This window comes from Candidatus Electrothrix sp. (assembly GCF_052785085.1).
In genome coordinates, this window is sequence record NZ_JALAAI010000003.1 from 1 (window position 1) to 13151 (window position 13151).

Sequence of the window (13151 nt, forward strand, 5' to 3'; positions counted from 1 at the left end):
TTATCTATTTTTCGCAACTCTTCTCTGGATAGGTGCATGCGAACTCAGAACGTGGATAGATCTCGTAAAAAACGTTGTGACCCTTAAACTATCGTGATCTTCTTTTTTTGTCCAATCTTTTTTTGTGTGGAATGAGGGGGGTGAACGGTTACGCTCTCTGCGTCAGCGAATTGAATCTATTAAAGTTTTGCATGAGAATGGTTTTAATACTGCGATTTATATAAAACCTTTTCTGGGGAATAAGACTTTGAAAAGTTTGCCGGAAATTGTTAAGATATTGCAGTGTATTCCTCTTCCTGTAATCTTGGGCAAATTATTTGTATCTTCTCCTGGTACAAAAGGAAATAAAGCGGTTGTCAGCAACAGTTATATTTTGGTGGAATCGGAAACAAGAGAATATTTTAATGTGAAAAATATATTGCAGCAGTACACGACTGTTTATGAAAATAGTTTTCAAGTCTTTGGAGACTGAAAAAAATGAAATTTAAAACAATAACCATTCTAAACTCATTAATATTTTTGATTGGCTTTGCTTTTTCGGCCATTGGTATAATTATCGAAACAGAAAAAACAGGTACATTCTTGTGTATTCCACGAAGCGCAATTCAAAATATTCTAATTAGTGTTGGCTGTTCAATAATAGCAACATCTATAATTTCTTTTATCATGACGTGGTATTTAAATGATGATAAAGAGGCCCGGCGTGTTATTGACAAATGGGGATTGAAAAATATTGAGGTACGATCGGCTCTTAACTACGAGATAAACGAAAAGCTCGATAACATGAAAGACGGAATGGACATTGTTGCATTTGGCATGAAGAATTTTTTAGCTGCCAAGAAACAACTTCTTGAAGATAAGATCGAAAAAGGTCGGTCAATTCGAATCCTGACAATCGCTCCTGACAGTAAATATGTCGCCCAAAGAGAGCTGGAAGAAAAGGAGCCACCAGGGCAAATTAGAAATTCAATAGCAGAACTCATTAGTTGGGCGGAAAGAGTAAAGTTTCAGAAAAAAAGAGGGACAATTGAGGTTAAAACCTATGACAGTTTACCTCAAGATATGTATCAAAAAGTTGATAACTATGTGTATGTTGGCCCGTTCCATTACGGAAAGCCAAGCCAGCAGACTATTGCATATGAATATAGGCCAGATTCAAAAGGTGCCAAATATTATTCCGATTACTTTTTGAAGCTTTGGGAAGATTCAAATTTCTGCAAAAAAATAGTTTAACCAACTTGTCTTTTTCATTTTACAGATACCACCGAGCCTCCTTATTCTCAGTTGATCTTTTCAATATCCTGCAAACCTCGTTTAACCTCGAATTTATCTTTACTTAAATCTGCGTGGATTTTAAGAGCAGGGTGGTTATTTTTTAAAGCATTACACATGTTATGTGCGATTCTTCGCAAGGTAGGGTGAACTGTTGAGCGAGATCTGAGTTCGGCAACATAAACCATTTCTGGAAGGTCATAGACTATCTCGCAAACAATATTCGACCCCATTGGAATGTAATACTGTGTTTCTGCTGAAGAAAGGTTGTGTTTTTCGGCCAGTTCTTTAATTCTGCGAAATTGTTTCTTTATTAATAAGTCAGCTTGATTGCGAAGTTCGTTAGGTAGATGTTTTAAATACCATTGATTAAAGCCGTAGTTAGTTGTAAGAACAGGTAATCTGCAAAGTCCATTTCTGTGTCTTTGTAAATCTCGATAGCTTCCATAATCAAGTAAAAACATGCAGTTGTATCGACCGTACCTTGAGATATACCTTGGAAGCAAAGCTCCTTTCGGGCGCAGTCCTATAACCTCATGCTCTTCATCCTCCAGCAGCTTGTTATCAATATCTGTCCTGCAAAGAAAATCTTCTTCTGTTAGCGATGGGGTGTATGATGAATAATGAATTTTTTTAGAAAACCGGCTGTAATATTTTTCCGCTTCGTCCTTTTGCGTATGGGAAAAACTGCTGGGGTATTTTGTCGAAAGTTTTTTCAATGCCGCCTCAGCAATGAAACGCACTTCATCTAAAGGATGAAATCTAAGTTGGCAAAGTTTGTCATGTGCCTGTCTTAAATTCGTGCTCCATGATAGTTGAGTGGTTGCTCCGGCCGGAAGAAATCCTCTGAGAATATCAAACCCTCTTGCATCTATTGCTTTTTTCCATACACTATATTGTTGTCCTTGTTCCAGCGGGAAGCGATCTTTCAAGTATGATCGAACAACTTCTGTTGAAGCAGTGTAAAATTTAATCCAATTTTTTAGTAATTCCTGGGATTCTTCCGTGCTCACAGGATCAATTAGGGACTGGCTGGAAAAATCAATATATCTTGTCGAAGTTTCCTGACCGGAATAAAGCGGATTGTCCTGTATAGCTTTTGCGGCCAATATAGAAACACCCTCTAGAAAAAGCGTTGTTGTTCCACAGTCTCCGATTGAAGCATGTCCGTAGCCCACATAGTAGCTCTTCATGAAATTTGAAGAACCGGCCTTTTTGACCTGTTCAATATGTCTTTCTACACTTGCTGATGAGCGACTGTAAAGTGCTTGCATCATAGCTGATGATTCGGGATCGAATTCGTCGTTGATAAATATTTTCACTTTGTTATCACGTCCTTTTTGTTGAGAATGGCAGATGTTCCGCAGAACGAAGTTGTGTAACCGGGAAGACTATATTCCCTTTTTTCTCTCATGAAAAGCACTTTATCAAAGCTGCGGAACCCTCTATGCGGGAAGTGATGATCCCGCTGCAGAAGGATTTTCAGCAGCGTTTTCCATCTGTTTTTACCTGATTAATTTCTCACAAAAATGTTTAATTTGTCATGCAGTAATGTTTTGGTATTGACTAATTTGTTGACAATAGGTTCTAAATCCGATAGTATGGTTATTTCTTTTATGTGCAGGATGCATTTGTTCAGGTTCTTGCGGGTAGATATTTGCCTTTAAGTCCTCATCTTCCAGTTGTATCCGCTCTCTGATTTAATTATTCGTAACCTTTAAATATTCAACGTTATAGGAGACTGTTCATGGTTTTGGATCCAACGAAACATGCAGACTGGGAAATTGCCGAAGAGGCTGAAAGCCGGATGAAAACAGTGTACGAGCTGGGTGAAAAGCTTGGACTGGAGAAAGAGGAACTGCTGCCGCACGGCCATTATCTGGCCAAGCTGGACTATCGCAAGATCCTTGACCGCCTGAAAGATAAGCCAGACGGCAAGTATGTTGACGTGACTGCTATATCTCCAACTCCGTTGGGTGAAGGCAAGTCCACCTGTGCCATGGGCTTGGTGCAGGGGCTGGGGAAACGCGGTAAATCGGTTATTGGTGCTATCCGCCAGCCTTCTGGTGGCCCGACCATGAACATCAAGGGTTCTGCTGCTGGTGGTGGTTTGGCCCAGTGTATTCCTTTGACCCCGTTTTCTTTGGGTATGACTGGCGACATTAACGCCATCATGAATGCCCATAACCTGGGTATGGTCGCCTTGACCGCCCGGATGCAGCATGAGTGTAATTACACGGATGAGCAGCTGGCCCAGCGCAACCTGAAGCGGCTGGATATTCACCCGAAAAAGGTGGAATTCCGCTGGATCATGGACTACTGTGCTCAGGCCCTGCGTAATATTACGACAGGTATCGGCGGCAAGATGGACGGCATGACCATGCAGTCCGGTTTCAACATCGCGGTATCTTCCGAGATCATGGCTATCCTGTCCATTGCCAAGGATCTGAAAGATATGCGCGAGCGCATCGGCAGGATCGTGGTGGCCTATGACAAGCAGGATCGGCCCATCACCACGGCGGATCTGGAAGTGGACGGCGCCATGACCGCCTGGATGGTCGACGCCATCAACCCCAACCTGATGCAGACCCTGGAAGGCCAGCCGGTTGTTGTCCATGCTGGCCCGTTTGCCAACATCGCCATTGGTCAGTCCTCTGTTATTGCTGATCGGGTCGGCCTGAAGCTGGCTGACTATAACGTGACCGAGTCCGGTTTCGGTGCGGATATCGGCTTTGAGAAGTTCTGGAACCTTAAGTGCCGTTATTCCGGCCTTAAGCCGCATTGCGCAGTTGTTGTGGCCACCATCCGTGCCCTCAAATGTCACGGCGGTGCGCCCATTCCTGTTCCGGGTAAACCCATGCCCCAGGAATACAGCGGTGAGAATGTGGGCTGGGTTGAGGAAGGCTGCAAGAACCTTATCCATCACATTGAGACCGTCAAAAAAGCGGGGATCAATCCAGTGGTCTGCATTAACGCCTTTTACACCGACACGGACAACGAGATCGCCGCTGTCCGCCGCCTGTCCGAGGCTGCCGGTGCCCGTGTTGCCCTGTCCCGTCATTGGGAGCACGGCGGTGACGGTGCCCTGGAATTCGCTGATGCAGTTGCTGACGCCTGTGAGGAAGAGAATGAATTTAAGTTCCTCTATGATTTGGACACCCCGCTGTCCAAGCGCATCGAGCTGATCGTCAAAGAGGTTTACGGCGGCGACGGGGTAAGCTACAGTCCAGAAGCAGCTGCCAAGCTCAAGCGCATTGAAGCGGATCCGGAGATGAAGGAGATGACTACCTGTATGGTCAAGACCCATCTTTCCCTGTCCCATGATCCCAAGCTCAAGGGAACCCCCAAGGGCTGGACCCTGCCGGTACAGGACATCCTGACCTACAAAGGCGCAGGCTTTGTCGTGCCCGTGGCCGGGGCCATCAGCCTGATGCCGGGTACGGCCTCTGATCCGGCCTACCGCCGTATTGATGTGGATACGGATACCGGGAAGGTGAAGGGCGTGTTCTAAACTGCGCTTGCACATTGCTGTTTGCTGGCAGACGGGCCGGAGGGAGAAATCCTTTCGGCCCGTTGTTGTTTGCGGGTATTGCACGAAAAAGCGCCTATCATTGCATATTGTTGCCGAATGGTACGAGGTGCGGTGGGCGAGGTGCGGAACAGGGAGTGGGCAGCCTGCTGCTATATAGGTCGGAGAGAGGGTATCATATAGGTATGTCTCCGGGACTTACCTGTATGGTACTGACGGACTTACCTAGGTATGTCTCTGGGACTTACCTGTATGGTACCGGGGGAGATGAGGGGGTGGAATGAAATTGCCTTGATAACATTGCGCAATCCGGTTAAGCTTTATCAATATGAGAAATTGTCTGCAAAACAACGGGGCCATTTTTTTTGTTTTGCTCCAGTGGGAGTGATGGACTGAGAAAAAAAGAGGTCAAGAGTGAAATAGCTTTTGACCTGTTTTTTTTTGTAGTAAGATAAGAAAGTGTATTGTGGAAGGATAGTTGGAAAGGGTGTATCGTGCTCCTGTCAGAGAGGAAAGGTATTTCTTTGTTATTTAAAACTGTTACAATTTTTAAAGTTTTTTTAGGAGAAAAGGCAAGGGCAATGTCGCGAGGGAGCGATACAGCTCTGTTATGAAATATATTAAGCAGTTAATATTAGAAGATATGTTTGAGTACATAATTCTGTAATTTACTCCTGTGATCGGAAATTTTTTTCTGAGATATTATGGTAAAAAAAGCAACAGACTCCAAAGCACAGCATAAAGCCTCTATGAGGAGGACAGTAAAAGATCAATCAGGGGCTGGCAAACTCAGGATTGGCGAACTTCTGCAAAAAGCGGGCTATATTACAGCTGCAGAGTTCAATAATGCGAAGGCGATCAATAAAAAAAGCGGGGAACGTTTAGGGAAAATTCTGGTTGAGAATGGAACCATTGAATCCGATACCATCCCAAATTTTCTCAGCAGGCAGCATAACTATACTCTGGTGAATATTGCTGAGGAGCCACCGAGTCAGGACGCTGTCCAACTCGTACCTTACGAGACAGCCAAGAAGTATCTTGCTTTTCCCCTCAGAGTGGCAGGTGACACCTTACAGGTCACCATGGCCGAGCCCACTGATGCCCTTGAGGTGGAAGAACTACAAAATGAGGTAAAGAAAGGGCTTGATGTCTGTGTTTCCACAGCCAGGGACATTATTGAGGCCTATAAGACCTATTACAAGATTGATGAGGAAGAATATAACTCTTTCTTTGCAGAAGATGAGGATCAGGACGTTCAGGTTGAGCAGGTCGAGGACTGGGGCGCCTTGGTTTCTGATGTTGCTGATGAGTTTGAGTTTGAAGAGAATAAAGATGATGACGATATCGGCATTGCCGGCCAATTTTCCGCCAATGATGCGCCGATCATCAAATTGGTGAACGGTATTCTGGTCAAGGCTGTGCAGGACGGGGTCAGTGATATTCATATTGAACCCTTTGAAAAGACTATGCAGGTTCGCTATCGGAAAGATGGTTCGTTATTCAAGTCGATGAACTTGCCGCTGACCATCAAAAATGCCCTGATTGCCCGGATGAAAATCCTCGCAGGTCTTAATATTACCGAGCGCAGGGTGCCTCAGGACGGACGTATCAGTATTCGTTTAGGCCGCAACAAGGCCGTCGACTTTCGTGTCTCAACCCTGCCTTTGCTGCACGGGGAAGGTACGGTTCTTCGTATTCTGGATAAGGGTTCCCTTAATGTTGACTTGACTAAATTGGGTTTTGAACCGGAAACTTTTGAAATTCTCAAGAAATGTTTGTCCAGTCCCCAGGGGTTGCTTCTGGTTACCGGCCCCACCGGTTCTGGTAAGACTGTTACCCTGTATTCAGCATTAAACTCCTTGAATAGTGAGGACATCAAGATCCTGACCGCAGAAGATCCGGTGGAGTTCAACTTTAAGGGTATTAATCAGGTCAATGTTAACGTTGAAGTTGGCATGACCTTTCCTGCTGCCCTTAAGGCCTTTCTTCGTCAGGATCCGGATATTATCATGGTTGGTGAGATCCGTGATATCAGTACTGCAGAAATTGCCATGAAGGCTGCTATGACGGGCCATCTCGTTTTCAGTACGCTCCATACCAACGATTCCCCCTCAACAGTCGGTCGTATGGTGGATATTGGTATTCCACCGTATCTTCTGGCCGGATCACTGACCATGGTTCTGGCCCAGCGTTTGGGCCGAAGGCTCTGTGCGAAATGTAAGCAACCTGCCACCTATGAGCGGCAGCACCTGCTTACTATTGGTTTTACCGAGGAACAGCTTGACACAGAAGGCTTTCAGTTGTACGGCCCCAAAGGGTGTCCGACCTGTAACGGCCTTGGTTATAAGGGTCGGGTTGGTTTTTTTGAATTATTAGAGGTTACTGAGGAAGTAGGTGAGGCCATTCAGGCCGAGGTCCCGGAAGAACAGCTCCGTAAGGTTGCAGTCCAGGCAGGCATGGTCCCGCTCCGGCAGGCTGCTATCAAAAAGGCGATTCAAGGCGTGACCAGTGTTGACGAAGTACTGCGTCGAACCGTGATCCATGGAGATACCTTGCCTGCGTATCTGGTTAATCCGGATATTGAAGAATATGAGGACGGTGATATTATCATTCAGGAAGGAAATGAGGATGATAGAAATTTTTATCAATTGGTTCGGGGAAAGGTAGCAGTCCTGAAGCAAGGGAAAAAAATTGCTGAAATAACCGAACCTGGAGAGTATTTTGGGGAAATGGCCTGCCTCATGAACGAGGCCCGCTATGCCTCAGTTATCTCCATAGGCCGTTGTAAAATTAAGCGTTATCCTGGAGAGAAGTTAACCGAGCTTATTGAGCAATATCCGGAAATTTCCCGGAAGCTCTTTAAAACAATGGCCAAACGGTTGCGCAAAACCGACAATATTGTTATCCAGCTTGCTGGCGGTAAAAGAGGCTCAGGTCCAACACCTCCTCCCCGACGAAGATGAGCAAAATATCTGTTTATATTATTGCCTGGAACGAGGCTGATAAGATCCGTTCAGCTCTCAACTCTGTTCTTTGGGCCGATGAAATTATTTTAGTGGATTCCTTTAGTGAGGATGAAACCGCTGCCATTGCTCTTGAAATGGGTGCTCGGGTCGAGCAGATCAAGTTTTGTGGTTTTGGCGAGTTGCGCAATCAAGCTATGGCTGCCTGCACCCATGATTGGATTTTTTCTCTGGATGCAGATGAGCGCTGCACACCAGAGGTGCGGGATGAGATTCTGGCCACTGTTGCCTTGACTGATCCTGCAGATGCCTATTATATACCGAGGCGAAATTATTTCATGGGACGCTGGATCAAGCATTCCGGGTTTTATCCTGATTATCGTCAGCCCCAGCTTTTTCGAAAAGGATCTCTCCATTTTAAGACCGATGATCCGGTACATGAAGAGTATACGATTCATTCTGATAAACCTGTGGGCTACCTACAACAGCCGATCTGGCAATTTCCCTATAAAAATATGGAAGAAGTTGCACAGAAGGCAAATCGCTATTCAAGCTTAGGGGCAAAGAAGCTCCAACAGCGTGGACGACATGGAGGGATGCTCAAGGCTCTTGGTCGTGGCTTATGGTCTTTTTTTCACATGTACATCCTGAAAAAAGGCATCCTTGATGGTTGGCCTGGACTAGTTATTGCAATCGGTAATTTTGAAGGTACCTGGTATAAATACGCCAAGCTACACGAGCTTGAGGAAAACTGGCAGCAGCCGGATTCACCTCCGCTCCGTAAAAAATAATCATCGACAAAGATTTACCTGAAGGTACTGACAGCTCCTTGGCGTCCTCTGATCAACTTTCATGTTTTCCTGTCCCTCTCCACCCATTTCCCAAGGGGGAATGGAGTTCTACATGAGGACGGTTACTGCTTAAAATAGGCATTAACACCCTTGTCGCACCAGATTTTTTTTTGTTCAATGGTTTCGCTAAGAAGTCTGTCGTTTTCTGGTAAATGGCTACGGTCATTTCTTGGATGATAGAGATGATAGGCAAGGGCTTTGAACTTTACATTTTTGCGGATAAGACCGTAATTGAGCAGTCGTGCAGTGAATTCTGAATCCTCTCTTCCCCAACCGATAAATTCTTCATTAAATCCGTTGACAGCAAGGGCATCTTTACGCCAAAAGGCAAAATTGCAGGTTCTGACCCCGTTCATCCCATGATTTTTAAAAGAAAACAGACGGGAGAGTAAGACCGAACGCAGACAGTTTTTCCTGTTTTCAACGCTTTGTTTGCATAGGGTCTCTGGCATCTTTTTTCGCATCAAAACTTCTTGAGACAATTCTTCCTTGAGGAGTACCCGAGTTCCTTGAACAAAATAGCCTGGTTGCGCAAAAGACAGATGGTCGGCAATAAAATGCTTTTCCATAACGATATCGCCATCAATCAGGACAATGTACTCACCGTTTGTTTTTGCGATGGCTTTATTCCTGCTTGCTGAAAGCTGAAAACCTTTATCTTCCTGCCAGGAATGAATTACTGGTAAGGACGATTGGGCAGCAACCCTTGCAATCATCTTTCTTGTATCCGGCCTTGAGCCATCATCAGCAACAATAATTTCCATGGGTTTTGTTGTTTGTTGTAAGCCGCTCAGTAAAGAAAGCTCTAAGGCATCTTTCCAGTTATAAGTGGTGATAATAAGGCTGACCTTCATGGTACGGGTTGTTCGTTGGTTGATAGAGGAGGTGTTTACAAAAGGGAAAGAGCTGACTCGTACACCGCTTCAGGGGAAATTTGCTGCATACAGGAACAATGGGAGCATTTGCGCTTTCTGCACTCAAGGCAGTCCAACCCTGTTGCCCGGAGAATGCGATGCTTATTTTTCCCCAGGCTATAGGGACCAACTTTGTCAGGATGAGTAGGGCCAAACAGGGCTACTACCGGGGTTCCGGTCAAGGCCGCAATATGCATAGGGCCGGAGTCAAGCCCAATATAGAGAGAGGCACGCTGTATTAGAGCAACTGATTGAGGCAGGGTTAATTGACCAGCTGCAATGAGAGGTTCTGTTGTCATGTGTTGTGCAATGGAGGCAATATATTCTTTATCCTGCGCTCCACCACCAAAAAACATGGGTACTTCTTTGTCATGCAGCATATCGGCGAGCTTGGCCCAATACTTAACAGGCCAGAATTTGCTCTGCCAGCGAGCAGCAGGATTGGCATAGACTATGGAAATGGAAGGATCAGCACCATTTGTATCATTCCTGTCAATCTTATGTGATAGGAGAAATTGTTGCACGGTCTGGCGATCGTCTTCACTGGTGCAGAGATAAAAATCTTCATCTCTCACGTTGGCCCCCATGTATTTGCAAAACAGGAGGTTCTTTTCCTGCGCATGCTTTGTTGTGGCAGGGATATTAATAAGGTGATTTTGAAAAAACGTGTTGAGTTCTTTGGCATCACTGAATCCAACCCGTTGTCCGCCAGGATTTGTCCGTCCTAACAGGCCACTACGGAGGGAGGCATGCAGGTCGAGAACCAGATCATATGGGTGCTGCTGAAACTGCCTGCGTAATTCCTGTATGGTACTGATGGTTGCGTGTAAGGCTTTGAACCAGGACCATCGACCAGCATGAGGGTCGCTGGTGGAGGGAATATGGATGGGATACACGGTATCAATGCTGTCATCCGCTTCAAGCAAAGGGGCAAAGGAACGTTGAACGACCCAGCCGATAGAACAGTCAGGAAAAGAGCGTTTGATGGCATGGACAACCGGTAAGGTATGAATGATATCTCCCAACGAACTGGGTTTGATAATAAGAATACCCTTGTTGTTTAGCTGCATGTTGTTGCCTCGCCCTCTGCCAAGCTGATCAGTTGCTGGACAGCATCAGCAACCGTTGGAAGTGTGGAAGCGTGTTGCCTGGTTTGTGCAGAAACCTCTGTTTGTTCCTCTTCCTGAGTAAAATTATCAAGGACTTTTTCAATAGCCCTGGCAATCGCCTGCACATTATTTGCAGGTACAGCTAAATGTCCATGTTCTGTAAGTATAGTATCCAGCTCTTTATTATTATACACTAAACCAATGATAGGGCGTCCGGTGAGGAGGTATTCATACACCTTGGAAGGAATGGTTTCACAAGAAAAATAGATAATATTCTGGATAAGCAGCAGGCAGTCTGTTTGCTGCATGGCTGTCAGGGCCTTCTGGCGTGATACGGTTCCGTGCCGGACAACCAGGTCACTCAGCCCAAGCCGTTCCATTTCCCGCTCAGAGGCACCGTCAAAAGAGCCATAGACATCCACCTGAATTTTTTTTCGGAATTCTGCGTTGTGTTGATTGCGGCTGCTGATTTGGTGCAGTGCCTGAAAAAAGGGGACAAGATTACGGGTTCCGGCCAATGAGCCAAAATGGGCAAAATGGTAACGTGTTCCTTTATGGAATTTTTGTTGAAAAAGACCAGGTATTGATCCTGGATAGACAACAGCCCCTGGGCATGCCCCCTTGGTTCTTATGTTGCAATGCTGCATAGCTGCATGAACGAGAAAAACAAACCTGTCTGCATGCTGACAAATCTTTTTCTCAAGTGTTTTGTAAACCTGTAAAACTCTTTTGCTACGTCGCCATCCGTGATCATGGACCAGGGGATCCTGGGTTTCGGCAATCCAGGTACACCCGGTCCAGCGTTTAATGACTAAGGCAGCAATATGGGCGGAAGCAGAGCCGCCAGTGGAGTAGATAACCTCTGGTTGCAGTTGTCGACAGAGGAGAAAACCACGTAAGGAGGCGAGAAAACACCAGGACCATTCACTCTCCATATTAATGATAATTTTTTCCAGAAGATAAAAAGGAAAAACAGGCACCATGCAGATTGTTTCGACCAGTTTAAACTGCCAGCGTTTATGAAGGTGCTTACGGAGAAAATGGCGGAGTTCAAAACGGATACCTGATGGTGCAAGACTGAGGGTTCTGTGGTGGATCCATTGTTTTGAAGGCCTGCCAACAGGTCCACTGAGCAGGATTGGCTCAATCCCTTGTTCCCGAAAAAAGGGGAGTCGGTCATCAATATGTTGGGAACAGGCTGACCCTGGAATATTGGCTCGATAGGAGAGGATTAACCAGCATTTTTGGGGCTGCTCCAGGGTAAGGAATTCCTGGAGCCGTTGATTGGGTTGCTTTTTATACAGGGCAGCAGTCATGACAACAAAGAAGAAGGCTGTCTGATAAACAGTAAGGTATGATTCTGCCAACATAATAACCAGGAAAAAAAGAGGAAGGGCTGTACAAAGCCGTTGTACATCGTCCTGAAGGGTTTTGGCCTGGAAAGACATGGTAAGAAAGATCAGAAGTAACAAGAGAATGCCGGGTATGCCAAGCATGGCTCCGACTAAGACGTATTGATTATGAGGGTTATCAGTTGCAATACTTGCCGGACTTCGTTTGCGATTGACCGCTGCATAGGCGGATTGGAAATCACCGGTTCCCACGCCAAAACAGGGATGCTGGCTGATAATCTCAAGAGAGTTGCGTACAAACAGAAGACGCATCCCCACAGAAGTGTCAGGATTTTTTTTGAAATTTTCTATCTCCTGCCAGGCAATATTGACCCGCTGTTGAAAGGTTGGGCTGTACAGATAGCTGGTTATGGAGATTGCGGGGAGAAGGAAACAAATAGCTCCTATGGCCTTTAAACGATTTTTGTTAAAGAATTGCAACAAGAGCAGGCCCATGAGGACCAGGAAAACGAGTTGACCAGTCCTTCCTTCGGTGATGAACATATTCACGGTCATCAACCCGGCAAGAGGGATGAGCAGGATTCGGAGATGAGGTCTTTGGCGAGCCATTCCCCAAATGGACTCATGAAGGCTCAGGTAGATAGCAAAGGCCAGGAGTGGATTGTAGATAACATGAAAGGTCTTTGGCGTCAGATGGGTCGGGCTGACATCAGCATACTGAACCAGGCCAAAGCGCACCAGGAAGGTGATGCTCATGGCCACGGTCATTCCAGCCAGAAAGGCATAGAGGTAGATTGAGCGGTTGCGGTATGTGACAGCAGTCAGCAAGACAGGGAAGAGAGCAAGTTTCCACTGATCTTTCAGAGCGCCAAGACCTGCGGAAAAGTTGTCTGACCAGAGCAGGCCCAGGCAAAGCAGGCCAAGAAAGGCAAGGATCGTTACAGCAACCGGATGGGAGAAAATCTCTACACCTTTTTCTATGAATTCTCCTTCAATCAGCCAGAACAGCAGAATCAAAAGAGCTACCACAGAAACTGCTGATGTGGACAGGGGAACTGCAAAGGCCAGCAGAGCAGGCAGCAAGCTGTTTATTTGGCCAGCACGGTTTCGGAATGAGCGAGCTGGAGTATTTATTTGTTTGACTGCTGAATTCATCAAGGT

9 protein-coding genes are annotated in these 13151 nt (G+C 45.8%); 5 read left to right on the forward strand and 4 right to left on the reverse strand.

Annotated elements, in window-relative coordinates:
• Positions 1-124: 124 nt before the first annotated feature.
• On the forward strand, positions 125-472 hold the full coding sequence (locus L2082_RS00730; RefSeq protein ID WP_446011352.1) for a hypothetical protein: 348 nt from the start codon (positions 125-127) through the stop codon (positions 470-472).
• A 5-nt stretch (positions 473-477) separates the two neighbouring features.
• The gene (locus tag L2082_RS00735) at positions 478-1233 is read left to right on the forward strand and encodes a hypothetical protein (RefSeq protein ID WP_446010453.1); all 756 of its coding nucleotides are present in this window, start codon (positions 478-480) and stop codon (positions 1231-1233) included.
• A 47-nt stretch (positions 1234-1280) separates the two neighbouring features.
• On the opposite strand, the gene L2082_RS00740 is transcribed toward L2082_RS00735, so the two are convergent.
• Positions 1281-2594: an FAD-dependent thymidylate synthase gene (locus tag L2082_RS00740; protein WP_446010454.1), complete on the reverse strand. Its 1314-nt coding sequence runs from the start codon at positions 2592-2594 to the stop codon at positions 1281-1283.
• Positions 2595-3019: 425 nt separating this feature from the next.
• On the opposite strand from L2082_RS00740, the gene L2082_RS00745 reads away from it, so the two are divergent.
• The 3 genes from L2082_RS00745 to L2082_RS00755 all read left to right on the forward strand — a co-directional run bounded on the left by L2082_RS00745 (position 3020) and on the right by L2082_RS00755 (position 8555).
• On the forward strand, positions 3020-4783 hold the full coding sequence (locus L2082_RS00745) for a formate--tetrahydrofolate ligase (RefSeq protein ID WP_446010455.1): 1764 nt from the start codon (positions 3020-3022) through the stop codon (positions 4781-4783).
• Positions 4784-5505: 722 nt separating this feature from the next.
• On the forward strand, positions 5506-7764 hold the full coding sequence (pilB, locus tag L2082_RS00750; RefSeq protein WP_446011353.1) for a type IV-A pilus assembly ATPase PilB: 2259 nt from the start codon (positions 5506-5508) through the stop codon (positions 7762-7764).
• The gene (locus L2082_RS00755; RefSeq protein WP_446009500.1) at positions 7761-8555 is read left to right on the forward strand and encodes a glycosyltransferase family 2 protein; all 795 of its coding nucleotides are present in this window, start codon (positions 7761-7763) and stop codon (positions 8553-8555) included. Before pilB ends, L2082_RS00755 begins: the two co-directional genes overlap by 4 nt.
• Before the next feature lie 122 nt (positions 8556-8677).
• On the opposite strand, the gene L2082_RS00760 is transcribed toward L2082_RS00755, so the two are convergent.
• From L2082_RS00760 to L2082_RS00770, 3 genes are read right to left on the reverse strand one after another with little or no spacing between them, the layout of a single operon-like run.
• The gene (locus tag L2082_RS00760; RefSeq protein WP_446009499.1) at positions 8678-9469 is read right to left on the reverse strand and encodes a glycosyltransferase family 2 protein; all 792 of its coding nucleotides are present in this window, start codon (positions 9467-9469) and stop codon (positions 8678-8680) included.
• 35 nt (positions 9470-9504) lie between these two features.
• Positions 9505-10599 carry a glycosyltransferase family 9 protein gene (locus tag L2082_RS00765; RefSeq protein ID WP_446009498.1) on the reverse strand — a complete coding sequence of 365 codons (1095 nt, stop codon included), beginning with the start codon at positions 10597-10599 and terminating at the stop codon, positions 9505-9507.
• Positions 10590-13145 (reverse strand): O-antigen ligase family protein, encoded by a 2556-nt coding sequence (locus L2082_RS00770; protein ID WP_446009497.1) that lies wholly within the window; start codon positions 13143-13145, stop codon positions 10590-10592. The genes L2082_RS00765 and L2082_RS00770 overlap by 10 nt, the downstream gene beginning before the upstream one ends.
• Positions 13146-13151: the final 6 nt, after the last annotated feature.